This window comes from Sphingopyxis sp. CR5 (genome assembly GCF_059693785.1).
Genome location: NZ_JCATIE010000017.1, coordinates 24,957 through 50,178, shown reverse-complemented (window position 1 = coordinate 50,178; position 25,222 = coordinate 24,957). Strand labels below are relative to the sequence as shown.

23 protein-coding genes and 1 tRNA gene are annotated in these 25,222 nt (G+C 65.1%); 12 read left to right on the top strand and 12 right to left on the bottom strand.

The window, feature by feature from the left end:
* Positions 1 to 4: 4 nt before the first annotated feature.
* Positions 5 to 1,639 (bottom strand): carboxyl transferase domain-containing protein, encoded by a 1,635-nt coding sequence (locus AC58D2_RS19730; protein ID WP_497392758.1) that lies wholly within the window; start codon positions 1,637 to 1,639, stop codon positions 5 to 7.
* A gap of 173 nt (positions 1,640 to 1,812) precedes the next feature.
* Here AC58D2_RS19730 and AC58D2_RS19725 point away from each other — a divergent pair, with 173 nt between their 5' ends.
* Positions 1,813 to 3,903 carry a M13 family metallopeptidase gene (locus tag AC58D2_RS19725; RefSeq protein ID WP_497392743.1) on the top strand — a complete coding sequence of 697 codons (2,091 nt, stop codon included), beginning with the start codon at positions 1,813 to 1,815 and terminating at the stop codon, positions 3,901 to 3,903.
* Between the two features lie 21 nt (positions 3,904 to 3,924).
* Here the strand turns inward: AC58D2_RS19725 and AC58D2_RS19720 are convergent, their stop codons facing one another.
* The 3 genes from AC58D2_RS19720 to AC58D2_RS19710 are packed head-to-tail and all read right to left on the bottom strand — an operon-like array spanning position 3,925 to position 5,725.
* Positions 3,925 to 4,212, bottom strand: coding sequence for a hypothetical protein (locus tag AC58D2_RS19720; RefSeq protein ID WP_497392742.1), 288 nt, complete (start codon positions 4,210 to 4,212; stop codon positions 3,925 to 3,927).
* Positions 4,209 to 4,559, bottom strand: a complete 351-nt coding sequence (locus AC58D2_RS19715; protein WP_497392741.1) for a hypothetical protein — start codon at positions 4,557 to 4,559, stop codon at positions 4,209 to 4,211. Before AC58D2_RS19715 ends, AC58D2_RS19720 begins: the two co-directional genes overlap by 4 nt.
* Positions 4,556 to 5,725, bottom strand: a complete 1,170-nt coding sequence (locus AC58D2_RS19710; RefSeq protein WP_497392757.1) for an isovaleryl-CoA dehydrogenase — start codon at positions 5,723 to 5,725, stop codon at positions 4,556 to 4,558. The genes AC58D2_RS19715 and AC58D2_RS19710 overlap by 4 nt, the downstream gene beginning before the upstream one ends.
* A 102-nt stretch (positions 5,726 to 5,827) precedes the next feature.
* Here AC58D2_RS19710 and AC58D2_RS19705 point away from each other — a divergent pair, with 102 nt between their 5' ends.
* The 6 genes from AC58D2_RS19705 to AC58D2_RS19680 all read left to right on the top strand — a co-directional run bounded on the left by AC58D2_RS19705 (position 5,828) and on the right by AC58D2_RS19680 (position 11,970).
* A complete protein-coding gene (locus tag AC58D2_RS19705) occupies positions 5,828 to 6,730 on the top strand; it encodes a LysR family transcriptional regulator (RefSeq protein ID WP_497392740.1) in 903 nt (300 codons plus the stop codon).
* A 76-nt stretch (positions 6,731 to 6,806) separates the two neighbouring features.
* Entirely contained in the window at positions 6,807 to 7,712 is a 906-nt protein-coding gene (gene cysD / locus AC58D2_RS19700; protein WP_497392739.1) for a sulfate adenylyltransferase subunit CysD, read from the top strand.
* A gap of 117 nt (positions 7,713 to 7,829) precedes the next feature.
* Entirely contained in the window at positions 7,830 to 9,731 is a 1,902-nt protein-coding gene (cysN, locus tag AC58D2_RS19695) for a sulfate adenylyltransferase subunit CysN (protein WP_497392738.1), read from the top strand.
* 8 nt (positions 9,732 to 9,739) lie between these two features.
* Entirely contained in the window at positions 9,740 to 10,021 is a 282-nt protein-coding gene (locus AC58D2_RS19690; RefSeq protein ID WP_497392737.1) for a DUF2061 domain-containing protein, read from the top strand.
* Positions 10,014 to 10,757 carry a 3'(2'),5'-bisphosphate nucleotidase CysQ gene (locus AC58D2_RS19685; RefSeq protein ID WP_497392756.1) on the top strand — a complete coding sequence of 248 codons (744 nt, stop codon included), beginning with the start codon at positions 10,014 to 10,016 and terminating at the stop codon, positions 10,755 to 10,757. Before AC58D2_RS19690 ends, AC58D2_RS19685 begins: the two co-directional genes overlap by 8 nt.
* A gap of 76 nt (positions 10,758 to 10,833) precedes the next feature.
* Positions 10,834 to 11,970 (top strand): zinc-binding dehydrogenase, encoded by a 1,137-nt coding sequence (locus AC58D2_RS19680; RefSeq protein ID WP_497392736.1) that lies wholly within the window; start codon positions 10,834 to 10,836, stop codon positions 11,968 to 11,970.
* A 15-nt stretch (positions 11,971 to 11,985) separates the two neighbouring features.
* Here the strand turns inward: AC58D2_RS19680 and AC58D2_RS19675 are convergent, their stop codons facing one another.
* The 3 genes from AC58D2_RS19675 to AC58D2_RS19665 are packed head-to-tail and all read right to left on the bottom strand — an operon-like array spanning position 11,986 to position 15,385.
* Entirely contained in the window at positions 11,986 to 13,143 is a 1,158-nt protein-coding gene (locus AC58D2_RS19675; protein WP_497392735.1) for a cell wall hydrolase, read from the bottom strand.
* An 8-nt stretch (positions 13,144 to 13,151) separates the two neighbouring features.
* Positions 13,152 to 14,072 carry a cysteine synthase A gene (gene cysK / locus AC58D2_RS19670; protein WP_497392734.1) on the bottom strand — a complete coding sequence of 307 codons (921 nt, stop codon included), beginning with the start codon at positions 14,070 to 14,072 and terminating at the stop codon, positions 13,152 to 13,154.
* Positions 14,069 to 15,385: an MFS transporter gene (locus tag AC58D2_RS19665; RefSeq protein ID WP_497392733.1), complete on the bottom strand. Its 1,317-nt coding sequence runs from the start codon at positions 15,383 to 15,385 to the stop codon at positions 14,069 to 14,071. Before AC58D2_RS19665 ends, cysK begins: the two co-directional genes overlap by 4 nt.
* Positions 15,386 to 15,532: 147 nt before the next feature.
* On the opposite strand from AC58D2_RS19665, the gene AC58D2_RS19660 reads away from it, so the two are divergent.
* Positions 15,533 to 17,254: a DUF885 domain-containing protein gene (locus AC58D2_RS19660; protein ID WP_497392732.1), complete on the top strand. Its 1,722-nt coding sequence runs from the start codon at positions 15,533 to 15,535 to the stop codon at positions 17,252 to 17,254.
* A 59-nt stretch (positions 17,255 to 17,313) separates the two neighbouring features.
* Here AC58D2_RS19660 and AC58D2_RS19655 read toward each other — a convergent pair whose 3' ends face one another.
* A complete protein-coding gene (locus AC58D2_RS19655) occupies positions 17,314 to 18,612 on the bottom strand; it encodes an RsmB/NOP family class I SAM-dependent RNA methyltransferase (protein ID WP_497392731.1) in 1,299 nt (432 codons plus the stop codon).
* Here AC58D2_RS19655 and AC58D2_RS19650 point away from each other — a divergent pair.
* Positions 18,611 to 18,901, top strand: coding sequence for a DUF1674 domain-containing protein (locus AC58D2_RS19650; protein ID WP_497392730.1), 291 nt, complete (start codon positions 18,611 to 18,613; stop codon positions 18,899 to 18,901). The genes AC58D2_RS19655 and AC58D2_RS19650 overlap by 2 nt on opposite strands.
* A 17-nt stretch (positions 18,902 to 18,918) precedes the next feature.
* On the opposite strand, the gene AC58D2_RS19645 is transcribed toward AC58D2_RS19650, so the two are convergent.
* The 3 genes from AC58D2_RS19645 to AC58D2_RS19635 form a co-directional block, all read right to left on the bottom strand.
* Positions 18,919 to 19,476: a cytochrome b gene (locus tag AC58D2_RS19645; protein WP_497392729.1), complete on the bottom strand. Its 558-nt coding sequence runs from the start codon at positions 19,474 to 19,476 to the stop codon at positions 18,919 to 18,921.
* Between the two features lie 13 nt (positions 19,477 to 19,489).
* Positions 19,490 to 20,269 carry a SapC family protein gene (locus AC58D2_RS19640; protein ID WP_497392728.1) on the bottom strand — a complete coding sequence of 260 codons (780 nt, stop codon included), beginning with the start codon at positions 20,267 to 20,269 and terminating at the stop codon, positions 19,490 to 19,492.
* A 117-nt stretch (positions 20,270 to 20,386) separates the two neighbouring features.
* Entirely contained in the window at positions 20,387 to 21,811 is a 1,425-nt protein-coding gene (locus AC58D2_RS19635) for an FAD-binding oxidoreductase (RefSeq protein ID WP_497392727.1), read from the bottom strand.
* Positions 21,812 to 21,996: 185 nt separating this feature from the next.
* On the opposite strand from AC58D2_RS19635, the gene AC58D2_RS19630 reads away from it, so the two are divergent.
* A complete protein-coding gene (locus AC58D2_RS19630) occupies positions 21,997 to 22,521 on the top strand; it encodes a hypothetical protein (RefSeq protein ID WP_497392726.1) in 525 nt (174 codons plus the stop codon).
* A 113-nt stretch (positions 22,522 to 22,634) separates the two neighbouring features.
* Positions 22,635 to 24,005 carry a DEAD/DEAH box helicase gene (locus AC58D2_RS19625; RefSeq protein WP_497392725.1) on the top strand — a complete coding sequence of 457 codons (1,371 nt, stop codon included), beginning with the start codon at positions 22,635 to 22,637 and terminating at the stop codon, positions 24,003 to 24,005.
* Between the two features lie 18 nt (positions 24,006 to 24,023).
* Here AC58D2_RS19625 and AC58D2_RS19620 read toward each other — a convergent pair whose 3' ends face one another.
* Positions 24,024 to 25,040, bottom strand: coding sequence for an NADP-dependent oxidoreductase (locus AC58D2_RS19620; RefSeq protein WP_497392724.1), 1,017 nt, complete (start codon positions 25,038 to 25,040; stop codon positions 24,024 to 24,026).
* A gap of 88 nt (positions 25,041 to 25,128) precedes the next feature.
* Here AC58D2_RS19620 and AC58D2_RS19615 point away from each other — a divergent pair.
* Positions 25,129 to 25,204, top strand: a tRNA-Ala gene (locus AC58D2_RS19615).
* The last annotated feature ends 18 nt before the right edge of the window (positions 25,205 to 25,222 follow it).

Here is a 25,222-nt window from a genome sequence, read left to right as displayed (position 1 = left end):
ATCATTACATCCTGAACACGCCGAAGCCGCGGTCTTCGACCGGGGCGTTCAGCGTTGCGGAGAAGGCGAGGCCGAGCACGTCGCGAGTCTGGGCGGGGTCGATGATGCCATCGTCCCACAGGCGCGCGGTCGCGTGATAGGGGTTGCCTTCATCCTCATATTTCTGGCGGATCGGCGCCTTGAAGGCTTCGGCCTCCTCTGGCGTCCATTTGTCGGCGTCGCGGTGGACGGTCGCCAGCACCGACGCGGCCTGTTCGCCGCCCATCACGCTGATCCGCGCATTGGGCCAGGTGAACAGGAAGCGCGGGCTGTAGGCGCGGCCGCACATGCCGTAATTGCCCGCGCCGAAGCTGCCGCCGATCAGCACCGTGATCTTTGGCACCGTCGCGGTCGCGACGGCCGTCACCAGCTTCGCGCCATGCTTGGCGATCCCCTCGGCCTCATATTTGCCGCCCACCATGAAGCCGCTGATGTTCTGGAGGAAAAGCAGGGGGATGCGCCGCTGCTGCGCCAGCTCAATGAAATGCGCGCCCTTGACCGCGCTTTCGCTGAACAGCACGCCGTTGTTGGCGAGGATCGCGACGGGGATGCCCCAGATATGCGCGAAGCCGCAGACGAGCGTCGCGCCGTAATTCGCCTTGAACTCGTGAAACTCGCTGGCGTCGACGATGCGCGCGATCACCTCGTGCACATCGTAAGGCGCGCGGACGTCTTGCGGAATGATGCCGTACAGTTCTTCCGCATCATATTTTGGCGGCCTTGGTGCTCTAATCCCGCTCGCATCGAGCGCAGTCGAGATGCCCATCGTTCGCGCGCCGCCTCCCGGTGTCTCGACTTCGCTCGACACGAACGGGCCGGAGAGGTGGCTCATAATGTCCCTGACGATCGTCAGCGCATGTTCGTCATTCTCGGCCAGATGGTCGACGACGCCCGATTTCTTCGCGTGCAGGTCGCCGCCGCCCAGATCCTCGGCGCTGATTTCCTCGCCCGTCGCCGCCTTCACCAGCGGGGGCCCAGCAAGGAAGATCGTGCCCTGGTTGCGGACGATGACGGTCTCGTCGCTCATCGCGGGGACATAGGCGCCGCCCGCGGTGCAACTGCCCATGACGCAGGCGATCTGCGGAATGCGCTTTGCCGACATATTCGCCTGGTTGAAGAAGATGCGGCCGAAATGGTCGCGGTCGGGAAAGACCTGATCCTGATGCGGCAGGTTGGCGCCGCCGCTGTCGACGAGGTAGATGCACGGCAGGCGGTTCGCCTCCGCGATCTCCTGCGCCCGCAGATGCTTCTTCACCGTCATCGGATAGTAAGTGCCGCCCTTCACCGTGGCGTCGTTGCAGACGATCATCGCCTGTTTGCCCGATACGCGGCCTATACCGGCGATCATCCCGGCGCCCGGGATTTCGCCACCGTACATGTCGCATGCGGCGAGCTGCCCGATTTCGAGGAAGGGCGAGCCGGGATCGAGCAGCCGCTCGACGCGCTCACGCGGAAGCAACTTGCCGCGGCCGACGTGTCGCTCGCGCGATTTCTCGCTGCCGCCTAGCGCGGCTTCGGCAACGCGCGAGCGAAGGTCGTCGCGAAGCGCGCGATTGTGCGCGGCGTTGCTGTGAAAGGCCTCGCTCTCCGGCTGGACCATGGTTTGCAGGACCGGTGCGCTCACTGGATCGTCTCTCCTGTCGATGATGGCGGGGGTAAATGGTCGCTCGTCGATTGAAAAGCGCCACAGGCAGAAATTGGTTGGCATTGAAACCGAATCGTCACAGGCGTATCCCCCCGTTCACATTCCCCCGAAGTCGAGGTTGCAAACCGATGAAGAAGACGCTTTTCGTTGCCCTGTTGTCCACCGCCGCGGTTCTGGCCGGCCCCGTTGCTTGCAGCAGCGGCGGCAAGGACGAAACATCCGCCGCCTATACCGTCGGCACCGCGATCGGCATCAACAAGGCCGCGATGGACACCAGCGTCAATCCCGGCGACGACTTTTATGCCTATGCGAATGGAAACTGGCAGAAGACGACCGAAATCCCGGCCGACCGATCGTCGACCGGCGCCTTTTTCACGGCCTTTCAGGAAACCGAGAAACGCAACCGCGAGTTGATCGATGCGATCGTCAAGGGGCCGGTGCAGGACGGCACCGACCAGGCGCGGATCGCCAATTTCTATAAGGCCTATATCGATACACCGTCGATCGACAAGGCGGGGATGAAGCCGGTCGAGGCCGACCTGGCGCGCTTTGACGCGATCGCGGACAAGGATGCCCTTTCGAAAGTGCTGGGCGAACAACTGCGCGCCGATGTCGATCCGCTGAACGCCACCGATTTCAACACCGAAAACCTGTTCGGCGTCTTCGTGACACAGGGACTTGCGACCCCGGGCGAGGTCATCCCCTATATTCTCCAGGGTGGTCTCGGCATGCCCGAGCGCGAATATTATCTGTCGTCCGATCCGAAAATGGCGAGCCTGCGCACCGCCTATCAGGCCTATATCGTCAAGCTGCTCACGGCCGCGGGCATCGACGACGCCGATGCCCGGGCAAAGCGGATATTCGACCTGGAGACCAAGATCGCCAAGGCGCATGACACGCGCGAGCAGCGCGAGGATTTCACGGCGTCGACCGACGTCTGGACAAAGGCCGATTTCGGCAAGAAGGCGCCGGGCATCGACTGGCCGGCTTTCTTTGCCGCGGCGCAGCTCGACGGAGCGGACAAGTTCGGCGCCTATCATGCGAAGGCGATCAGCGGGCTTGCCGCGCTGGTGGCGTCGCAGCCGCTCGAGGCGTGGAAGGACTGGTTGACGTTCCACCAGATCAACAGCCATGCCGACGTGCTGCCGACCGCGATCGACAACGCCCATTTCGCCTTTTACGGCACGACGCTGTCGGGCACGCCCGAACAGCGTAGCCGTGACAAACGTGCCCTTTCGGCGCTCGATCAGTATCTGGGCGACGCGGTGGGCCGCGCCTATGCTGATAAATATTTCCCCGCCGCGGCGAAGGCCGAGGTGAGCGATATGGTCGACGGCATCAAGGCGGCCTTTGCCAAGCGCGTCGAGACGATCGACTGGATGGCGCCCGAAACCAAGAAGGAGGCGCTGAAGAAGGTCGAGACTATCCAGGTCGGCGTCGGCTATCCCGAAACGTGGCGCGACTATGGCAGCTATCAGGTGAGCCCCGATGGCGCCTATGCCAATGAAATCGCGGGCGAGAAGGCCGAATATGCCCATCAGCTGGTCAAGATCGGAAAGCCGTTCGACAAGAAGGAATGGTGGATGACCCCGCAGACGGTCAACGCGGTCAACCTGCCGGTCCAGAACGCGCTGAACTTCCCCGCGGCGATCCTGCAGCCGCCCTTTTTCGACGCGAAGGCCGACCCCGCCTATAATTATGGCGCGATCGGCGCGGTGATCGGGCACGAGATCAGCCACAGCTTCGACAATAATGGCGCGGCGTTCGATTCGACCGGCGCGCTGCGCAACTGGTGGACCGACGCCGACCTCAAGAAGTTCGAGGAAGCGGGGCAGGCGCTGGCCGACCAGTTCGACCAGTACAAGCCGTTTCCCGACCTGAGCGTGAACGGCAAGCTGACGCTGGGCGAGAATATCGCCGACGTCGCCGGGCTTCAGGCGTCCTATGATGCCTATCGCGCCTCGCTGAAGGGCAAGGAAGCGCCGGTGATCGACGGGTTCACGGGCGATCAGCGGTTTTTCATCGCCTATGCGCAAACATGGGCGACGAAGATGCGCGATGCGGCGCTGCGCGCGCGGATCGCGACCGACGGTCACGCGCCGGGCATGTACCGGGCGCTGACGGTGCGGAACCTGGATGCCTGGTACAAGGCGTTCGACGTCAAGCCGGGGGACAAGCTGTACCTGCCTCCCGAAAAGCGCGTTCGCATCTGGGGATGATGATCGGGAAGGGCGGGGCACTCAGTCGGCCCCGCCCTGATCCGACGGATCGCTGGGCTTTTCCTTCAGGACCAGGTACCGATACACGCCGACGCAGTTGATGCAGAGCAAGGCGATGTTCTGCCACCCGATGCCCTCGCTGTCGGGTTGCAGAAACCCCCAGCCGATCAGCGCAAGGCTGCTCGTCACGAAGATGACGAAGGCCCAGCCGGTCCAGCGCCGCCCGAGGTTGAGCGATACGAGGAAGGCCGCGAGCGTTGCGGCGCCCGCGCCGTAATATTGCAGGGCGTCGAGGAGGGTCTGAGTCACGCAATGGCTCCGATGAGCGCGAGCGCCCCCGCGCCGGTAAGGAACAGCCATACGATATGGCGTCCCTTCAGATACGCGGCGTTGACGAGACCGGTTGCCAGCCAGCCGCCCCCGATGATCGCAATGAGGCCGCGCGGCGTACCGGGCCAGGCGACGGTGACGGCGGACAAGAGCATCAGAACCGAGGTGGCGTGCCAGGCGAAGCGGATAATCCGGCGCACGCGCGGGTCCGCTGTCACGCCCTGGTCGAGCGCGAGCAAGGGCCGCACCATCCGCCGTTCGCCGAGCCGCGAGTGAAAGGTGGCCGTCGCTGCCATCGCGGCGGCCGACAGCCAGAGCCAGATCACGCGCCGGCGCCGATGAGCTCGCGACCGATCAGCATGCGGCGGATTTCGTTCGTGCCGGCGCCGATATCGAGCAGCTTGGCATCGCGCCAATAGCGTTCGACCGGCCAATCCTTCGTATAGCCCGCACCGCCGAGCGCCTGGATCGCTTCGCCGGCGACCTTCACGGCGCTCTCGCTCGCCAGCAGGATCGCGCCCGCGGCATCGAAGCGTGTCGTCTGTCCCGCGTCGCACGCCTTGGCGACGTTATAGACATAGGAGCGCGCCGAATTGAGGGCGACATACATGTCCGCGACCTTTGCCTGCATCAGCTGGAACGAGCCGATCGGCTTGCCGAACTGCTTGCGCTCGCGGACGTAGGGGATGACCGTATCGAGGCAGGCCTGCATGATGCCCAGCTGGAGTCCCGCAAGCACGACGCGTTCGTAATCGAGCCCCGACATCAGCACGCCGACGCCGCCGTTTTCCGGGCCCATGACCTGCTCTTCGCCGACCTCGCAATCGGTGAAGACGAGTTCGGCGGTCGGGCTGCCGCGCATGCCGACCTTGTCGATCTTTTGCCCGATGGCGAAGCCCGGCATGTCCTTTTCGATCAGGAAGGCGGTGATCCCGCGCGATCCGGCTTCGGGACTGGTCTTGGCATAGACGACGAGCGTGTCGGCGCAGGTCGCATTGGTGATCCAGAACTTCGTACCGTTCAGGACGTAGCCGCCCTGAACCTTCTCGGCCTTCAGCTTCATCGAGACGACGTCGCTTCCCGCGCCGGCTTCGGACATCGCGAGGCTGCCGACATGCTCGCCCGAGATCAGCTTGGTAAGATATTTCGCCTTTTGCTCCGCATTGCCCCAGCGGCGGATCTGGTTGACGCACAGGTTGGAGTGCGCGCCGTAGGAGAGGCCGATCGCGCCCGATGCGCGCGACACTTCCTCGACCGCGATGACATGCTCCAGATAGCCGAGCCCGAGGCCGCCCCATTCCTCTTCGACCGTGATGCCGTGGAGGCCAAGCGCACCCATCTGCGTCCACAATTCGTCCCGCGGGAACCAGTCTTCGGCGTCGGCCCTGGCGGCCAGCGGTGCGATCTGTTCGTCGGCGAAGCGAGCGGTGGTTTCGCGGATCATGTCGGCGGTTTCGCCGAGCGCGAAATCGAAGTCGGGGGTGGCGCGCATGGTCAGCCTTTCGAAGTCGAAACGGGACAGAGGTCCCTTCATGCCCGAAAGTCGAACCATATGAAAATTGAAATCCGATGCGATCCATCATAAGAAATATTTATGATAAAGCGCGCCCACATCCGCCAGTTCCTCGCCGTCGTCGACGCGGGCAGCTTTACCCAGGCGGCGCAGCAGATCCGCGTGACCCAGCCCGCCTTGTCGACCGGCGTCGCCGAGCTCGAACGGCTGGTCGGGGCGCAGCTGTTCATTCGGAACCGGCGCAAGATCCGCCTGACCGAAGCGGGCGGGCGGTTCCTGCCGATCGCCCGCGAACTCGAGCGCGCGTTTCGCGCCGCCGACGGTTTCGGCCGCAACGAGACCGCCCCCGCGCCGGTGCTGCGCATCGGGACGATCCGGTCGGCGCCGGGCGAGTTTCTCCAGCGCATCGTTGCCGAGTTCGCGCGGGCCTTTTCGATCGAGATCGTCGAAGGTAACGATGCCGAGCTTCGCGCCGCGCTGGCGAACGGGCGCATCCAGATGGCGCTGGTCCCGCTGGCCGCGGGGGAGGGCGAGGCGGCGGCGATGGCGCTGTTCGAGGAACCGCTGGTCATGCTTGTCGGCGAGGCGCATCCGCTCGCCGGTCGGGACGAGGTGTCGCCGGAGGAACTGGCGCCCGAAACGATGATCGCGCGCCGCTCGTGCGAATATCTCGACGCGACGAGTCGCTTTTTTACCCGGCACGGGGTTCGTCCGCGCTTTTCGCTGCGCAGCGACAGCGACGAGCGCTGCCTGCGCATGGTCGCGGCGGGGATCGGCATCACCACCGCCCCCGTGTCGATGGCGATCGACGGGACGGTCCCGCTCCGCGTCGCCGGCTATGATTTTCGCCGCGAACTGGGCTTGCTGTTCGCCGCCGACTGGTCGGGGCTGCCCGATGTTGCCCGGCGGCTCGAGGGGCCGCTGAAGGCCGTCGCGGCGATCGCGCACGACTGGTACCGTTCGAAGGTCGCGGCGCGCGCGTGATGCTGCAAGTCTGGCTTGGCAGGGCAAAAGGCCATACAGTTTGCCTGTTGCGGGCGGTGGCGGCAATGGCGGGGACATGACGAAGACGCTTACCCATCTGGACCGGCTGGAAGCCGAGAGCCTTCATATCATGCGCGAAGTCATGGCCGACGCGGCGAAGCCCGTGATGCTGTACAGCGTCGGCAAGGATAGCGCGGTGATGCTGCATTTGGCGCGCAAGGCCTTTTATCCGTCGCCGCCGCCTTTCCCGTTGCTCCACGTCGACACGACGTGGAAATTTCGCGCGATGTACGCGATGCGCGACCGCATGGCCGAAGAGGCGGGGATGGAACTGATCGTCCACCAGAACCCCGAGGCGAAGGAGCGCGGTATAAACCCGTTCGACCACGGTCCGCTGCATACCGACATGTGGAAGACCGAGGGGCTGAAGCAGGCGCTCGACAAATATGGCTTCGACGTCGCCTTCGGCGGCGCGCGCCGCGACGAGGAGAAAAGCCGCGCCAAGGAGCGCATCTTTTCGTTCCGCACCGCGTCGCATGGCTGGGACCCGAAGAAGCAGCGCCCCGAGCTGTGGAATCTCTACAACGCCCGCAAGGCGAAGGGCGAGAGCATTCGCGTGTTCCCCCTGTCGAACTGGACCGAGCTCGACATCTGGCAATATATCGCGCGCGAGAATATTCCGATCGTGCCGCTGTATTTCGCGGCGCCGCGGCCGACCGTGGAACGCGACGGCCTGTTGCTGATGGTCGACGACGACCGCTTCCCCCTCGAGGATGGCGAAGTTCCCGTGGAACGCTCGATCCGCTTTCGCACGCTGGGCTGTTATCCGTTGACCGGCGCGGTCGAAAGCACCGCCGCTACCTTGAACGAGGTCATCCAGGAAATGCTGCTGACCACGACGAGCGAGCGGCAGGGCCGCGCGATCGACAAGGATGGCGGCGACGCGTCGATGGAGAAGAAGAAGCAGGAGGGGTATTTTTGACCCGCCGCGCCAATCTTCAGATTGACGAAGGGTCAACCCCCGCGAAGGCGGGGGCCTCTTTCTGTATCAACGGACGAAGCGGGATTCCCGCTTTCGCGGGAATGACGAAGTAAGAATATGACCGACCCCATCTACGTCACCGATGCGCTGATTGCCGAGGACATCGACGCCTATCTGGCCAGCCATGAGCGGAAGTCGCTGCTGCGCTTCATCACCTGCGGCAGCGTCGACGACGGCAAGTCGACCCTGATCGGGCGGCTGCTGTACGACAGCAAGATGATCTTCGAGGACCAGCTCGCCGCGCTCGAGGCCGATAGCAAGCGCGTTGGCACGCAGGGGCAGGAGATCGATTTCGCGCTGCTCGTCGACGGCCTTGCCGCCGAGCGCGAGCAGGGGATCACGATCGACGTCGCCTATCGCTTTTTCACGACGCAAAAGCGCAAGTTCATCGTCGCCGACACACCGGGGCACGAACAATATACCCGCAACATGGTCACGGGCGCCTCCACCGCCGACCTGGCGGTGATCCTGATCGACGCGCGCAAGGGCGTGCTCACCCAGACGCGGCGGCACAGCTTCCTCGCGCATCTGCTCGGCATCAGGCATATCGTGCTCGCGGTGAACAAGATGGACCTCGTGGGATACGACAAGGGCGTCTTCGATCGCATCGCGCTGGCGTACCGGGCGTTCGCGAGCGAGATCGGCATCACCAACTTCACCGCCATCCCCATCTCCGGGTTCAAGGGCGACAATATCACCGCGCTTTCGGATAATATGCCCTGGTTCAAGGGGCCGGCGTTGATCGAGCATCTCGAAAATGTCGACCTCGGCGCGCGCGCCGAGGAGAGCAAACCCTTCCGCATGCCGGTACAGTGGGTCAACCGCCCGAACCTGGATTTCCGGGGTTTTTCGGGGCAGGTGGCGAGCGGCCGCATCGCGCCGGGCGATCCCGTGCGAATCCTGCCGAGCGGCAAGACGACAAGGGTGAGCCGCATCGTGACGCTGGGCGCCGACCTGGACGAGGCGATCGCGGGCGAGTCGGTCACCCTGACGCTCGCCGACGAGGTCGATTGCTCGCGCGGCGATGTCATTGCCGCGGCGGACGCGCCGCCCGAGGCCGCCGACCAGTTCGAGGCGACGCTGGTCTGGATGGCCGACGAGGCGATGATTCCGGGCCGCGCCTATTGGCTGAAGCTCGCGACGCAGACGGTCGCCGCGACGGTGCAGGCGCCGAAATATGAAATCAACGTCAACACGCTCGATCATCTTGCGGCGAAGACCCTCGACCTGAACGGCATCGGCGTCGTCGAATTGTCGACGGACAAGCCGATCGTGTTCGAAGCCTATGCCGACAACCGTGCGCTCGGCGGCTTCATCCTGATCGACAAGCTGACCAACGCGACCGTCGGCGCCGGCATGCTGCACTTCAGCCTGCGCCGCGCGCAGAATGTCCACTGGCAGGCGACCGACATCAGCCGCGAAGCCCGTGCCGACCTGAAGAACCAGAAGCCCGCCTTGCTGTGGTTCACCGGCCTGTCCGGGTCGGGCAAATCGACGATCGCCAATCTCGTCGAAAAGAAATTGCACCGCGCAAACCGGCACAGCTTCCTGCTCGATGGCGACAATGTCCGCCACGGGCTCAATAGGGACCTGGGCTTTACCGAGGCCGACCGGATCGAGAATATCCGCCGCGTCGGCGAGGTTGCGAAACTGATGACCGATGCCGGGCTGATCGTCATCACCGCGTTCATTTCGCCGTTCAGGGCCGAGCGCGAGATGGTGCGCGCGATGCTGCCCGAAGGCGAATTTCTGGAAATTTTCATCGATACGCCGCTGGCGGAGGCCGAGCGGCGCGACGTGAAGGGCCTTTATAAAAAGGCGCGGGCCGGACAGCTGAAGAATTTCACCGGCATTGACAGCCCCTATGAAGCGCCCGAAAATCCCGAAATCCGGATCGATACGACGGTGATGTCCGCCGAACAGGCGGCCGACCTGATCGTCGAGCGATTGTTGGGATAGGAGGGTAGGTGCTGCTGTTCCGGGGGAGGGAGGCGCATAGCCGGTCGCTGCTCAAGGCGATCAGTTGGCGCGTCTTGGGCAGCATCGACACCTTCGTGCTGAGCTATATCTTCACCGCCAATGTGAAGGCGGCGGGCGCGATCGCGAGCACCGAGGTCATCACCAAGATGATCCTCTATTATCTGCACGAGCGTGCGTGGGCACGCGTCGATTGGGGCCTGCACAAGCACAAGCAGGCCGATGATGACGCGGAACGCGAAGAAGAGGGACTGGTCGGCGATCATGGCTGAAAGCGATGCGCAGCTTGCGGGGCGGCTTGCCGCCGCGGCGGGAAAGATATTGCTCGACCTGGGTGGGGACGGCGCGCTTTCGGGCAAGGCGCTGGGGCGCGCGGGAGACGAGGCGGCCAATGCGATGCTGTGCCGCGAACTGCGCCGGGCGCGGCCCGACGACGGGCTGTTGTCCGAAGAGGAAAAGGACCATGCGGCGCGCCTGTCGCAATCGCGGGTGTGGATCGTCGACCCGCTCGACGGCACCCGCGAATATGGCGAGGGGCGCAGCGACTGGGCGGTGCATGTCGCGCTTGCGATCGATGGCGTCGCGGCAGTCGGGGCGGTGGCGCTGCCAGGGCTCGGCTTGACGCTCTCTTCCGATGCCCCGCCGCCGCTTCCGCCAGCGAATGCGCCGCTGAAGATGCTGGTCAGCCGGACGCGTCCCGCCGCGGAGGCGTTGTTCGTGGCCGAACGGATCGGCGCCGAGCTGCTCGCAATGGGATCGGCGGGAGCCAAGGCGATGGCGGTGGTGCGCGGCGAAGCCGACATCTACCTTCACACCGGCGGCCAATATGAATGGGACAATTGCGCCCCTGCCGCGGTCGCGGCGGCCGCCGGACTGCACGTCAGCCGCGTGGACGGATCGCCGCTGCGCTATAATAATGTGGATACCTATCTGCCCGACCTGCTGATCTGCCGCGAGGAACTGGCGGCCGACGTGCTGCGGATCGCGAGCGAATATTCGCCCGATTGACGGCTGCGCCATTGCCAGCGCGCCTGTGGCACCCTAACCCGTTGCATCGAGAAACCGAACGCATGGGAGACCCGCAATGACCGACCTGCCCGACACCAATCTGACGATGCTCACGCTGGTGAAGCCCGAAGGCGAGCTGGAGGTTTTCTTCGAGCGGCGACCGATGCCCGAGCCCGCGCCGCACGAGGTGCTGGTGAAGATCCTGGCGACCCCGATCAATCCGTCCGACCTGGGGCTGCTGTTCGGTGCCGCCGATATGGCGAGCGCGCGCGCATCGCAGCGCGACGGCTTGCCGGTCGTGACCGCCGATATTCCGGCGCCCGGGATGCGGGCGATGGCGCCGCGCGTCGGCCAGGCGCTGCCGATCGGAAACGAGGGCTGCGGGCTCGTCGTCAAGGCGGGGACCTCGCCCGACGCGCAGGCGCTGCTCGGCAAGACGGTCGCGGTACTCGGCGGCGAAATCTATGCCGAATATCGTTGTCTGCCGGCCGCGATGTGCATGGAGCTGCCCGACGGCACCGACCCGAAAGATGGCGCCTCCTGCTTCGTCAACCCGCTGACCAGCCTGGCATTTACCGAAACCATGCGGATGGAAGGGCATAGCGCGCTCGTCCACACGGCGGCAGCCTCGAACCTTGGGCAGATGCTCGTCAAGATCTGCGCCAAGGACGGTATCCCCCTGGTCAATATCGTGCGCAGCGATGCCCAGGTCGCGTTGCTGAAGGCGATCGGCGCCGAGTATATTGTCAACAGCAGCGACGAGGATTTCCTCGACAAGCTGACTGCGGCGCTGGTCGAAACGGGGGCGACCTGCGGGTTCGATGCGATCGGCGGCGGCAAGCTGGCGGGACAGATTCTGGCGTGCATGGAATCGGCCGCGGTCAAGCGGATGACGACGTACAGCCGCTATGGCTCGGACACGTTCAAGCAGGTCTATATCTATGGTGCGCTCGACGTCGGACCGACCCTTCTCAACCGTAGCTTCGGCTTTTCCTGGTCGCTGTCGGGCTTTCTGCTCACGCCCTTCATGCAGAAGGCCGGAGCGGACGTCGTCGGACGCATGCGGAAGCGCGTCGTCGACGAGCTGACCACGACGTTCAAGAGCCATTACAGCCATGAGATATCGCTGACCGATGCGCTGTCGCTCGACGTGCTTTCCCAGTATAATGCGAAGCGGACGGGCGAGAAATATCTGATCCGGCCAAATGGCTGAGGCTGCTGACCCGCGTTAGCGCTTCATGCACTGACGCGGGTCGTCGCGCTTGTATTCGCCGCAGTTCCAAAGCGCCTTCTCGAACCCCGCCTTGTCGTCGCGCAGGTAGGAAAAGGTCATGCCGGCGCGCTGGGTGGCGCTCATGTCGTCGCCCTCGGGCTTGAGGACGGGATTGGTCCAGCCCATGAACTTGCAATATTCGCGCGCGCCGCAGAGCCGCAGCGCGAGCGTCACGAAACTTTCGGGCGGGGCACGGCGGTCGAGCTGGATGTAGATGGCGTCGCGGGTCGCGTTCCCCGTCGCCGCGTCGGTGGCGCTGACGATATGCGCGGCCCCGACGGCGGCGTTGGTGTCGACCCCCGCAAGATCGATCGGCGGCCCGCCCGCGTGGGCCAGCGAAATTGCGGCGAGTTTCGTTTCGACCGGGTCGTCGCCGCGCACCGCGCCGCGGAAGGCCCCCGGGGTCCCCCAATAGCCCGGCCAGCGGAAGAAGAGGTGGGTATCGACCGCGGCAATCTTTTCGAGCGTATCGCTCCAATAGGGCCGCACCCAGTCGGTGTGGTAATGAGTCGCGAGGCCGACGGCGGGGTCGACGAGCCCGCCGAGCATCAGGCTGGCATTGTCCTGGGCGCGCTTCCACGCGACATCCGAATACCGACGGTTCAGCGCCCCGTCGCAGGTGAAGGTGAACTGGCAGCCCGTGCTGCGTTCCGATCCCTGAAAGACGACATCGCAGATGCTTTTCGGGAAAGCAGGGTGGCGGACACGGTTGATCACCACCTGACCAACCGCGAGTTGTCCCTTGCTATCGTCGCCGGCTTCGTAAAGCATCGCTGCCGCCATGCAGTCGCGTGCGCGGGCCCGATTGTCGTTGTCGCCAGGATAGACGAACGGCCGCGCGGGCATGAAATCCCGCGTCACCAGCGGGATGCGGTCGTTTGCGGCTTTCGCATCCTCGACCGTGAGCGGTGCGAGATCCATAGGTTCGACCTGGGGCAGCACCTCCGGGGGCGGAGCCACCGGATGCGGGCGGCGTTGCGTATCGTTCGCCGCCGGGCCGGGCGCACTGAGGTGGAGGACCGCGCCGATTGCCAGCGCGGTGAGCAGCGCGAACAGCCAGCCTGGCCAGTCGCGCCCTGGCGGCAACGTCGAGGGCGTTTCGTCCGGGCGCATGGCGCGGATCAGATCTCCGGCAGGAAGTCGGGCACCGACAGATAGCGTTCGCCGGTGTCATAGTTGAAACCGAGCACGCGACTGCCCGCGGGAAGCTCCGCGAGCTTCTGCTGGATTGCGGCAAGCGTCGCGCCCGACGAGATGCCGACGAGCAGCCCTTCGCTGCGGGCCGCCTTCAACGCCATCGCCTTGGCATCGGCGGCGTCGACCTGGATTACCCCGTCGAGCAGGTCGGTGTGCAGGTTGCGCGGGATGAAGCCGGCGCCGATGCCCTGGATCGGATGCGGCCCCGGCTGGCCGCCAGAAATGACGGGCGACGCGATGGGCTCGACCGCAAAGACCTTCAGCTGCGGCCACGCCGCCTTGAGAACCTGGGCGCAGCCCGTGATATGCCCGCCGGTGCCGACGCCGGTGATGAGGGCGTCGAGCGGGGCGTCCTGAAAATCGTTCAATATTTCCTGCGCCGTCGTGCGGACATGGACATCGACATTGGCGTCGTTTTCGAACTGTTGCGGCATCCACGCGCCGGGGGTCGTTTCGACGAGTTCGATCGCGCGCTCGATCGCGCCCTTCATGCCCTTCTCGCGCGGTGTCAGGTCGAACGTCGCACCATAGGCGAGCATCAGGCGCCGGCGCTCGATCGACATGCTTTCGGGCATGACGAGGATCAGCGTATATCCCTTGACCGCGGCGGCCATGGCGAGGCCAATGCCGGTATTGCCCGAGGTCGGTTCGACGATCGTCCCGCCGGGTTTCAGGCTGCCGTCCTTCTCCGCCGCCTCGATCATCGCCAGGCCGATGCGGTCCTTGATCGATCCGCCGGGATTGCTGCGTTCGGACTTCACCCAGACCTCGGCGTCGGGAAACATCCGCGACAGCCGGATGTGCGGGGTGTTGCCGATGGTGTCGAGAATCGAATTGGCTTTCATGGGGTCCTGTCCTTGAATTGCGGCTCAAAAGTGCGCGCTCGGCGCAGTTCGGGAAAGAGCCACGACCATAGCGCCGTCACGCCGACGGCGCCAGCACCGCCGATGACCACTGCGCCGACCGGGCCTAGCAGCGCGGCCATCGCGCCCGCGCGCATCTCGCCGAGTTCGTTCGATGCCGAAATGGCGAGCCCCGACGCCGCGCTGACGCGGCCGCGCATGTGATCGGGCGTGTTGAGCTGGACGAGCGTGCCGCGCACGAAGACCGAGAACATGTCGGCGGCGCCCATGATGACGAGCATCGCGAGCGACAGCGGAAAGCTTGTCGACAGGCCGAAGCCGACGGTGACCGCGCCGAAGACCGCGACCGCCCACAGCATCTTCACGCCGACATTGCGTTCGATCGGACGAAAGGCGAGGCCCAGCGCCACCGCCGCCGCGCCGACCGCGGGCGCCGCGCGCAGGAAGCCGAGCCCTTCGGACCCGATATGCAATATGTCGCGCGCATAGACGGGAAGCATCGCGGTCGCGCCGGCGAGCAGCACCGCGAACAGATCGAGCGTGATCGTGCCGAGCAGGAAGCGTTCGCTCCACACGAATTGCAGCCCGTCGACCATTTCGCGCAGCGGGTGGCGACGGACATCCGCCGGCGGTGGCAGCACCGGCCGTACCCGGCTTATCGTGAAGGCCGAGACCGCGAGCAGGACCGCCGCGAAGATGTAGACCGAGGTCGGATGCGCGGCATAGATAAGCCCGCCCGCCGCGGGTCCGATAACCGACGCCGACTGCCAGGCGATGCTGCTCATCGCGATCGCGCGCGGCAGCACCGCGGTCGGAACGATATTGGGCGCAATCGCGCTCATCGCCGGTCCCGAAAAGACGCGCGCGACGCCGTGCAGCGCGGCGAGACCGAAGAGCAACGGCAGCGTCAAGCCGCCGCTGTGGGTGAACCAGCCGAGCGTCGCGGCGATGACGAGGTCGATCGCGTTGGAAAAGATGACGACGCTGCGGCGTTCGAAGCGGTCGGCGGCCCACCCCGCCACCGGAGTCAGCAGAGCCAGCGGCACGAACTGGACGAGCCCGAGCAGGCCGAGCTGGAAGGATGCCTCCTTGACTGACATGCCATAGTCGCTGCGCGCGGTATCATAGAGTTGATAACCGATCACGACGACCATCGCGATCGTCGCCATCACCGCGGTAAAGCGGGCCAGCCAGAAATAGCGGAAATCGGCATAACCGAGCGGCGACGGAGCCTTCGGTGGCTCGGCTTCGGGCATGACGGGATCGACGGAGGGTGGGGGAGGGATGGTCGCCATTGCCGCTCGCCCTAACCGCCTTTCCTGCGGCGCACCAGATAGCTTTTATACCGCAAAGGATAGAAGGGCCTGCCGTTCGTCGATTAGGGGATGCGAGCGGCGGCCGGGCTTGGCACAAGCGGGACCGGACAGAAGGGAGATTCCGATATGACACGCAAATTTGCCCGCTTCGGCGGCGCCGCGCTGGCGAGCGCGCTCCTGGTGCTTTCGGCCTGCAATGCGGATGGCGGCGGTTCGGCGGATGCGCCGGCGGCGAAGAACTGGAGCGAATTTCGCGATAATTTCCTGGCGGGCTATTTCCCGCTGAACCCCACCTTCGCCGTCTATCAGGGCAAGCACGAGTTCGACGGCCAGCTGCCCGACTGGTCGCCCGAGGGCATCGACAAGCAGGCGGCCTATCTCGAAAAGACGATAGCCGACGCCAAGGCGTTCGGCGGCGAGATGACCGACAAGGAGAAGTTCGAGCGCGACTATTTGGTCCATGTCGCGCAAGGCCAGCTCTTTTTCCTGCGCGACACCGACTTTGCCGCCAAAAATCCCGCCTATTACATCGGCGCGCTCGATCCCAACGTCTATATCGCCCGCCCCTATGCCGATCCCGCGACGCGGATGAAGGCGTTCATCGCCTATGCCGAGAAGGTCCCGGCGGCCGCGGAACAGATCAAGGCGAACCTCAAGCTGCCGCTGCCAGCGACCTTTGTGAAGCTCGGCACCGCGGGCTTCGGCGGTTTCGCGGATTATTACACCGGTGACGCCAAGGCGGCGTTCGCCGAGGTCAATGATCCCGCCCTGCAAAAGCAATTCAACGACGTCGCCGCCAAGGCCGCCGCGGCGATGAAGGATCTGTCCGCCTATGTCGCGTCGCAGCCCGGCACTGCCGACGGCTATGCCCTGGGCGCCGACAAGTTCGCGAAGATGATCCTGACCAACGAGGGCGTCGATACGCCGCTGGACGAGCTGGAGCGGATCGGACAGGCCGATCTCAAGCGCAACCAGGACGCGTTGAAGGACGCGTGCGGCACGTTCGCTCCGGGCGCTTCGATCGCGGACTGCATGGCCAAGATGGGCAGCGACAAGCCCGCCGACGGCCCCGTAGTCGAGGCGCGCCGCCAGCTTCCCGACCTGCGTGCCTTCATCGTCGAAAAGGACCTGGTTTCGATTCCGGGGACCGAGCAGGCGCAGGTCGAAGAGTCGCCGCCCTATAATCGCCAGAACAGCGCCTATATCGACATTCCCGGGCCGTATGAGACAGGCTTGCCATCGGTCTATTACATCTCGCCGCCCGATCCGACCTGGGACAAGGCGACCCAGCAAGCGTTCATTCCGGGCAAGAAGGACCTGCTGTTCACCTCGGTTCACGAGGTCTGGCCCGGGCATTTCCTGAATTTCCTCCATTCGAACCGGTCCGACAGCATCTTCGGCAAATTGTTCGTCGGCTATGCCTTTGCCGAAGGCTGGGCGCACTACACCGAAGAAATGATGTGGGAGGCCGGGCTCGGCGATGGCGACCCCGAAACGCATATCGGGCAATTGTCCAACGCGCTGCTGCGCGATTGCCGATTCCTGTCCGCGATCGGACTGCACACGAAGGGCATGACGGTCGCCGAGAGCGAAAAGATGTTCAAGGATCAATGCTATCAGGACGAGGGCAATTCGCGGCAACAGGCCGCGCGCGGCACGTATGACCCGCTGTACCTGAACTATACGATGGGCAAGCTGATGATCCGCAAGCTACGCGAGGATTGGACGCAGGGCGACCGGACGAAGTGGAAGGCGTTTCACGACGAGTTCCTGTCCTATGGCGGTCCGCCGATTCCGATGGTGCGCGCGGCGATGATGAAGGAGGATGCGCCGCACGCGGTCTTCTGACTCCGATGCCCGAACGCCCGTTTCCGTGTGCTCCCGCGAAGGCGGGGGGACACGGTCACTCAGGCGGCGGGCGCGCGCAAGCGGGCGACGAAGAAGCCGTCGAGCCCGCCCGCATCGGCGAGCATTCCGGGCAAGGTGCGGACGAAGCCGTTCGCGTCTGGGGCAACGCCGGCGAGCAATTCCCAGGGGCGGGCGGATTCGATCGCCCAGCCGCTGCGCCGGGCCAGAAATGCTGCGATCTGGTCTTCGCCCTCGGCACGCTCGAGCGAGCAGGTCGCATAGACGAGCTGGCCCCCCGGCTTGACCCACTCTGCCGCCCGGTCGAGCAGTTCGGCCTGCAGGTCGGCCATCTCCGCGATTTGCCGCGCGCCGATCCGGTGCAGCACGTCGGGATGCCGCCGGAATATGCCGGTCGCCGAGCAGGGCGCGTCGAGCAGGACCGCGTCCGCGGAAGCGGCCGGCGCCCAGCGCCGGATGTCACCCTGTACGACTTCGGCGGCAAGCCCGGTGCGCTTCAGATTGTCGTCGAGCCGCGCCAGACGCCTGGCGCTGGAATCGACCGCGGTCACGTGCCAGCCGGCGGCCGCGAGTTGCATCGTCTTGCCGCCTGGCGCCGCGCAGAGATCGAGCACGGTACGCCCGTTCCCGGTGCCGAGCAGGCGCGCGGGAAGACTGGCGGCGAGATCCTGCACCCACCAGCCGCCGGCACCGTAGCCGGGCATGGCCTCGACCGCTTCGCCGCGCGGTAAGCGGCGATGGCATGGGGCGAGCGCGAGGGCCTCGGCCCAGTCAGCGTCGTCGGGCTCTGTCGCGAAGCTGAGGTCGATCGGCGGCGGCCCACTCCACGCGGTCTGCGCCGCCTCTACCATCGCGGCTCCCCATTGCCGGGTCCAGCGTTCGGCGGCGGCCGGAGGCAAGGTGGCATGTTCGGGCAGCGCCCACGCGTCCTTCTGAGCGCGCGAAAGCAGCGCGTGGACCAGCCGGCGCGGGCCGCCGGCCACAAGTGGCAGCGCGGTCGCGACGACCGCGTGCGGCGAGCTCTTCAGGACGAGAAGCTGGGCGAGAGCGAGGCGCAGGACAGCCCGCGCCTTTACATCTTCACCAAGCGGCTGTTGGGTCGCGCCGTCGATCAGTGCGTCGATGTCGACCATCCAGCGCAGCGCGTCGGATACGATCGCGATCGCGAAGGCGCGATCGGATGGTGCGAGCCCCTGGGTCGCTGCATGGACCGCGATGTCGAGCGGGTCGCCGCGGCGCAGCACGGCATCGATCAGCCGCAGCGCGGCACGGCGCGGTGCGGTACCCGGCGGATCGGCCTCTTCGACGCCGCGCCGACGTCGATTCCGGGGATCAGCCATGGTGCTGGCTCCTGCGGTGCTTGGCGTGATGGCCGCCAAAGCCTATGGAGTTTCGATCGGATTTCATTTCGGACGGGTTGGTATGAGCGAAGCAACGGACCAGAGCATTGGCGGAACACCCCGCGCGACCACGCGCCCTGCGAACGTCAAGGCCCCGTCGGGATGGGTGAACAGCCCCGTCCCGGCGCCCGAGGCAATTGAACAAGAACGGGCCGAGGAGCAGCCGGGTGGCCGCGACCCCGTTCGCTATGGCGACTGGGAATATAAGGGGCTCGCGATCGATTTTTGACGGCGCGCGGTGCGCCGTCAAAAGGGGTTCATCCGCGACACCACGCCGCTGCGATCGACGAACTGGTGCTTCAGTGCCGCGAGAATATGGATGACGACAAGCGCGAGCATCGTGAGGCCGAGAACTTCGTGACGTTCGTGCATCACGTCGGACAGCGCCTTGTCGGCGCCCGTGATCGCCGGGATGGTGAACAGGCCGAAGAAATCGATTCCGCGCCCCGCAGCCGACATCCAGACCCAGCCCGAAAGCGGGAGAAGGATGAGCAGAACATAGAACAGGAAATGCACGACCTTGCTGGCCGTGCGCTGCCATGCGGCGACCCCCGCCGGGAGCGGCGGTGCCTTGTGACCGATGCGCCACAGGATGCGGATCAGGGTCAAGGCGAGGATCGTGATCCCCAGCGCCTTGTGCACGCCCATTGCCGCCATGTGCGTTTCCCGGCCCATCCCCTCGGTGAGCATGGCGAGCGCGATATTGAGAATGACCGACAGGCCGATGGCCCAATGGAGCCATATGGCCACCTTCGTATAGCGCGGGCCGGCGGTACTGCCGGCGTCGAATGCGGCGGTGGCCATATCGTCTGTCTCCTTAAACGGCGGGCGCCTCGGTCACGAGCTGCATCTTGCCACTTTTGACCTGCTCGGCAAAGACTTCGCGCATCAGCTGCAACGAAAAGAGATGCGCGAAGACCAGCGGCAGCATGCCGTTCTGCATCATCTTGCGCAGAACGTCGCCGCGCAGTTCGCGCAGTTTCGCTTCGTCGATCATCTGGAAGCCGCGATAGATATAGGGCTGGCTGCTGCCTTCCGGCGTGATGCTGACTTCGCCGTCCATCAGCAGGTCGGCTTTTTTCAGCTCTTCCATGAACATGCCGGTACGCTGGCCCGCTTCCTCGAAATTCTTGCAGAATTCGAGAATGTTGTTCGTGGCCTCGGTCGGCTTGCCGTCTTCGAACAGCGCGTCGCCCTCGTCGAACTTGCCGACCGCGCCGGAGGTCGGGTCGAAGCACAGCGACAGCTCGTCCGAATCGGGGCGCAAGCGCGCGAGCAGGAACGGGTAGCGACGGATGTAGGCGGGCACATAGACCGGATTGCGCAGCTTGCCTTCGTCGTCGACGAAGGTGTTCATGCCTTCGTTCAGGCCCATGAGCGCGAGCGGAACGGGATTTTCGCCGGCCGAAAAGACGATCGGGTAGAAACGGCTTGCCGACGCGAATTCGTCGCTGGTCAGCGGCACCGCATGCTGGCTGACAAGGAAGTCGGCATTGTCCATCATCCGCACGCGGAAATCGGCATGATCGACGCTCGAAAGCGGGACGAGGTCCTTGAAGAAAATCGGCAGATTGGCGTTGGTGGGCGCAGTGGCCATGATGAAACTCCGAAGCGGCAGCCCGCAAGAAGCGCGGACCGGTAAAGATGGAATGCTGCGCCTTATTGGTCCGCGCGCCGCGACGCAAGGGGGCGATGCCGATGCAGCCGCCGCCGATCAGGCGATCAGTTTGCCCGGGTTGAACAGGCCCGCCGGATCGAGGCCGGCCTTGACCCCGCGCAGGGCGGCAAGCCGCGCGGGGCTGTCGAGCTCTGCGAGCAGGTCGCGCTTCATTTGTCCGATGCCGTGCTCGGCCGAAATCGAGCCGCCCAATTCGAGAACATGGGCGTAGACGAGGCGGCTCGCGGCTTCGCCGTGCGCATCGAGCCACGCCTGACCGTCGACCCCGGCGGGGGGCTGGACGTGATGATGGACATTGCCGTCGCCAAGGTGCCCGAACGACAGTGCGCGTGCACCCGGAAGCGCGGCCTGGAGACGCGCCGGATTGTCGGCGATGAAGCGCGGCATAAGGTCGACGGGGACGCTGACGTCATGCTGCAGCGCCGGCCCCTCGGCGCGTTCGGCCTCCGAAATCGAATCGCGCAGTTTCCAGAACGCCTCGCTCTCCGCCTCGTTCTTCGCGATCACGACATCGTCGACCAGCGACGCATCGAGCGCAGCGGCCAGCGCCGCCTGCAACCGGGCGTCGAGTCCATCCTCCATGTCGCCGGCGAGTTCGACGAGGGCATACCAGGGGTGCGGCGCGGCGAGCGGCGCGCGCGTCTGGGGGATATGGCGCAGCACCGCGTCGAGGCAGCCGTGAGGGACGATCTCGAACCCTTCCAGCTGGCGGTCGAGGGCCTCGTCGAGCCTGCGGAGCAGGCGCAACGCCCGGTCGGGCGATTCGAGGCCGATCCACGCCGTTGCGCGCGCCGTTGCGGCGGGTACGAGTCGAAGCGAGGCCGCGGTGACGATGCCGAGCGTGCCTTCGGCGCCGCAGAACAGGTGCCGCAGATCGTAACCGCGATTGTCCTTCTTGAGCGGGGCAAGCCCGTCGAAGATGCGCCCGTCGGGTAAAACGGCCTCGATCCCCGCCACGAGCGCGCGCATCGTGCCGTGGCGCAGCACCTGCGTCCCCCCGGCGTTGGTCGAGACAAGACCGCCGATCGTTGCCGACCCCTTGCCCCCTAGGGTCAGGGGGAAGCGCAGCCCGTGCTCCAGCACCGCCTTGTGAAAGGTTTCGAGGATGACGCCCGCGTCCGCGACCGCCAGGTGCGCGGCGTCATCGATCGAGCGGATGCGGTTCATCCGGCGCAGGCTGAGCAATATCTGCGTCCCGCTGTCGTCCGGCGTCGCGCCGCCGACCATGCCGCTGTTGCCTCCCTGTGGGACGAGCGCGACAGCCTCGGCGCGGCACAGGCGAACCACCTCGGCGACTTCGACCGTGCTGGCGGGGGAGAGCATCGCCGCGGCCCGGCCGTGATATTTGCCGCGCCAGTCGGTGAGCCACGGCGCCAGGATCGCTGCATCGTCGCTATAGCCCTTGTCGCCGAGCAGTCGGTGCAATCGCGACAGGAGGGCGGGCGAGGGGGATTGCGGCATCGTGTGTCGACCTTTGGCAAAGGCGGCTTGACTCGCCGCCGGGAAAGCAATTCATTTGATGTTCAATCATGGATGTTAAAGGGGGGATGGACGAACGGCAAAGCCTTCGTCCAGCCGGTATCGGTGCGGGAGCTTAGGGTGGGTAGCTTGATCTCGACAGGCACGAAGAGCGCGGTGCCGCGCGCATGCTGACGTCGGCCGTCCTGATTCTTGCCGCCGCAGCGGCCCCCGCCGACGTCGGCGGACCGCCGCCGCCGCCGCCCGCTATCGTGGCTTTGCCGTCGCCTGCGCCGCCACCGGCACCCTATTGGCAAATGGTGATCGAGCAGCAATTGATCATCCGTGTTCCGGCGCGGCGGTCGCCCCTGACCAATTTCACCGCCCCGCCGCCGCCGCCTTCGCGCGGCCGCACGATGCCGATCGAATGGAAGGAGAAAAAGGCGCCGAAATGTGTCGCGATGCGCGACATCATGGGAATGCAGGCGGTGCAGCGCGACAGCATCGACCTGATCACGCGGCAGAACGAGCGGCTGCGCGCGCAGCTCAACCGCGGTTGCCGGGCGCTCGATTTCTATGCGGGCTTTTATATGAAGGGCAACAAGGACGGCCGGCTTTGCGAGGATCGCGACGAAATCCACGCGCGCACCGGTGCGCGCTGCGAGGTCGACAAGTTCAAGCGCATGGTGGCGGTCCCGCGCGACGACGACTGATCGCGAATATCATCGGCTTTCCTTGACTTTTCTTTGCGCTTTCCCCAATGGCCGCGGCAGCGACGGCGGTTGTGGGACGCCGTGCTGACACCTATTCCGGACATGATGACCTTATGAAATTTGCCGACCTCGGCCTATCCGACGAACTTTTGCGCGCCGTCAGCGAAGCTGGCTATGACGAACCGACGCCGATTCAGGCGGGCGCGATCCCCTCGGTCCTGATGATGCGCGACATGATCGGCATCGCGCAGACGGGGACGGGCAAGACCGCTTCCTTCGTGCTGCCGATGATCGACATCCTGGCGCACGGGCGCACCCGTGCGCTGATGCCGCGGTCCCTGATTCTCGAGCCCACGCGCGAACTTGCGGCGCAAGTTGCAGAAAATTTCGAGAAATACGGAAAATATCACAAGCTCTCGATGGCGCTGCTGATCGGCGGCGTGCAGATGGGCGACCAGATCAAGGCGCTCGAAAAGGGTGTCGACGTGCTGATCGCGACGCCGGGCCGCCTGATGGACCTGTTCGAGCGCGGCAAGATTCTGCTCACAGGCTGCGACCTGCTCGTGATCGACGAGGCCGACCGGATGCTCGACATGGGCTTCATTCCCGATATCGAGAATATCTGCACCAAGCTGCCCGCGAATCGGCAGACCTTGCTGTTTTCGGCGACGATGCCGCCGCCGATCAAGAAGCTGGCCGACAAATTCCTGTCGAATCCCAAGACGATCGAAGTCGCGCGTCCGGCGAGCACGAACGAGAATATCGCCCAGTTCCTGGTCAAGACCAGCGAGCGCGGGAAACGCGAAACGTTGCGCAATCTGCTCGAAGACGAGGATGTCGCGACGGCGATCATCTTTTGCAATCGCAAGACGACGGTTCGCGAACTTGCCAAGTCGCTGCAGCGCCACCGCTACCGCGCCGGCGAAATCCACGGCGACATGGATCAGTCGAGCCGCATTGCCGAGCTCGACCGTTTCAAGAAGGGTGACATCAACATCTTGGTTGCGTCCGACGTCGCCGCGCGCGGTCTCGACGTCAAGGGTGTGAGCCATGTCTTCAACTTCGACGCACCCTGGCACCCCGACGACTATGTCCACCGCATCGGCCGCACCGGCCGCGCGGGCGCGAAAGGCCGGGCGTTCACCCTGGTGTCGCCCTCCGACGACGAAGCGATCGACAATATCCAGAAGCTGACAGGGTCGACCATCGAAGTTCTCGGTCGCGCAAATGCGCCGGCGGGAGAGGCGAAACCGACTGAGGACGCCGGTGAGCCCAAGGCGAAGAAAAGCCGCCGCGGTGGCAGGAAAGCCCGGGACGAAAACAGGGGCGAGGCGCGCCGGGAGGCGGAACCGCGCCGCGAACGGGCGCCGAAGCAGGACACGCCGCGATCGAAAGCGCCGCCGCGGCGGCAGGATGACGACGGCCCGGATGACGGCTGGAACGGCCCGATGCCCGATTTCCTGTCGGTCGGTTTCGGAAGCTGAGGGCACGGCCCCGGACCACTATATCCGGACGAGCATTTTCCCTATGTTCTGGCCCGAAAACAGGCCCAGAAAGGCGTCGGGTGCAGCGTCGAGCCCATCATGCACGGTCTCGCGCATCGTGACCGCGCCGCTGGCGATGAGCCCTCCCATGTCGGCATAGAATTCTTCCATGCAGTCGAAGAACTGGTCGGTGTAGATAAAGCCTTCCATCCGGATGCGCGCCGGAATGGTGCGGATCAGATGCTTCATCTGTTGCGGCCGGCCGTCATTATAGACATCGATCATCCCGCAGATCGCGAAGCGGGCGAAATCGTTGGCGAGCGCGAAGGCGGCGTCGAGATGATCGCCGCCGACATTGTCGAAATAGACGTCGATGCCGGGTTTGCCGAGAGCGTCGAGCGCGGCCTTCAATCCGTCGAGGACCGGCCCCGCCTTATAGTCGATGACGCTGTCGGCCCCCAATTGCTTGAGCCAGGCGCATTTTTCGGGGCCGCCCGCCGAGCCGACCACCGTCATTTCGCGTGCCTTTGCGATCTGGACCACCGCCGATCCGACCGCCCCCGCCGCCGCCGATACGAACACGGTGTCGCCCGCCTTTGCAGACGCGATACGCAACAGGCCGATCCACGCGGTCCCGCCGGTCAGCCCCATGTTGTGAAGAAAGGTCTGGGGCGGCATTCCCGTCGCCAGCGCGTCGGCGGGAAGTTTGAAGGGAGTCATGTCGAGACCGATCGCGCCGCCGTCGCGCCATCCGCCCATGTGCAGGACGAGGTCGCCGGGAGCAAAGCCCTCCATACGACTTTCGAGGACTTCGCCGATGGCGCCGCCGGTCATCGGCTGATCGAGCTGGAAATTCGCCGCATAGCTTTGGGCGTCGTTCATTCGACCCCGCATATAGGGGTCGACCGAGACCCAGAGATTGCGAACGCGAAGCTGATCGCGTTCGAGCAGCTCGTCGGGCAAGTCGCGCAGCGCGAAATCGGCGCGTGCGGGAAGCCCCTTTGGACGGTTCACCAGATGCCAGGCCTTGGCCATAAATCGTTACCCCCCACATTTATAGGGCTGGATGGTCAGAAAAGCCGTTGCCACCACCAGGCAGGCTCGTTAAGAGCCCCCCGGTCGCGGGGCCGTAGCTCAGATGGGAGAGCGCTGCAATCGCACTGCAGAGGTCAGGGGTTCGATTCCCCTCGGCTCCACCAGCGACCTTTCCCGGATTT

What these genes read in the sequence shown, in the direction of transcription:
- AC58D2_RS19730 (WP_497392758.1), bottom strand. Translation starts at nt 1,639, where the DNA reads ATGGTCCAGCCGGAGAGCGAGGCCTTTCACAGCAACGCCGCGCACAAT.
- AC58D2_RS19725 (WP_497392743.1), top strand. Translation starts at nt 1,813, where the DNA reads ATGAAGAAGACGCTTTTCGTTGCCCTGTTGTCCACCGCCGCGGTTCTG.
- AC58D2_RS19710 (WP_497392757.1), bottom strand. Translation starts at nt 5,725, where the DNA reads ATGCGCGCCACCCCCGACTTCGATTTCGCGCTCGGCGAAACCGCCGAC.
- AC58D2_RS19705 (WP_497392740.1), top strand. Translation starts at nt 5,828, where the DNA reads ATGATAAAGCGCGCCCACATCCGCCAGTTCCTCGCCGTCGTCGACGCG.
- cysD (WP_497392739.1), top strand. Translation starts at nt 6,807, where the DNA reads ATGACGAAGACGCTTACCCATCTGGACCGGCTGGAAGCCGAGAGCCTT.
- cysN (WP_497392738.1), top strand. Translation starts at nt 7,830, where the DNA reads ATGACCGACCCCATCTACGTCACCGATGCGCTGATTGCCGAGGACATC.
- AC58D2_RS19685 (WP_497392756.1), top strand. Translation starts at nt 10,014, where the DNA reads ATGGCTGAAAGCGATGCGCAGCTTGCGGGGCGGCTTGCCGCCGCGGCG.
- AC58D2_RS19680 (WP_497392736.1), top strand. Translation starts at nt 10,834, where the DNA reads ATGACCGACCTGCCCGACACCAATCTGACGATGCTCACGCTGGTGAAG.
- AC58D2_RS19675 (WP_497392735.1), bottom strand. Translation starts at nt 13,143, where the DNA reads ATGCGCCCGGACGAAACGCCCTCGACGTTGCCGCCAGGGCGCGACTGG.
- cysK (WP_497392734.1), bottom strand. Translation starts at nt 14,072, where the DNA reads ATGAAAGCCAATTCGATTCTCGACACCATCGGCAACACCCCGCACATC.
- AC58D2_RS19665 (WP_497392733.1), bottom strand. Translation starts at nt 15,385, where the DNA reads ATGGCGACCATCCCTCCCCCACCCTCCGTCGATCCCGTCATGCCCGAA.
- AC58D2_RS19660 (WP_497392732.1), top strand. Translation starts at nt 15,533, where the DNA reads ATGACACGCAAATTTGCCCGCTTCGGCGGCGCCGCGCTGGCGAGCGCG.
- AC58D2_RS19650 (WP_497392730.1), top strand. Translation starts at nt 18,611, where the DNA reads ATGGTGCTGGCTCCTGCGGTGCTTGGCGTGATGGCCGCCAAAGCCTAT.
- AC58D2_RS19655 (WP_497392731.1), bottom strand. Translation starts at nt 18,612, where the DNA reads ATGGCTGATCCCCGGAATCGACGTCGGCGCGGCGTCGAAGAGGCCGAT.
- AC58D2_RS19645 (WP_497392729.1), bottom strand. Translation starts at nt 19,476, where the DNA reads ATGGCCACCGCCGCATTCGACGCCGGCAGTACCGCCGGCCCGCGCTAT.
- AC58D2_RS19640 (WP_497392728.1), bottom strand. Translation starts at nt 20,269, where the DNA reads ATGGCCACTGCGCCCACCAACGCCAATCTGCCGATTTTCTTCAAGGAC.
- AC58D2_RS19635 (WP_497392727.1), bottom strand. Translation starts at nt 21,811, where the DNA reads ATGCCGCAATCCCCCTCGCCCGCCCTCCTGTCGCGATTGCACCGACTG.
- AC58D2_RS19630 (WP_497392726.1), top strand. Translation starts at nt 21,997, where the DNA reads ATGCTGACGTCGGCCGTCCTGATTCTTGCCGCCGCAGCGGCCCCCGCC.
- AC58D2_RS19625 (WP_497392725.1), top strand. Translation starts at nt 22,635, where the DNA reads ATGAAATTTGCCGACCTCGGCCTATCCGACGAACTTTTGCGCGCCGTC.
- AC58D2_RS19620 (WP_497392724.1), bottom strand. Translation starts at nt 25,040, where the DNA reads ATGGCCAAGGCCTGGCATCTGGTGAACCGTCCAAAGGGGCTTCCCGCA.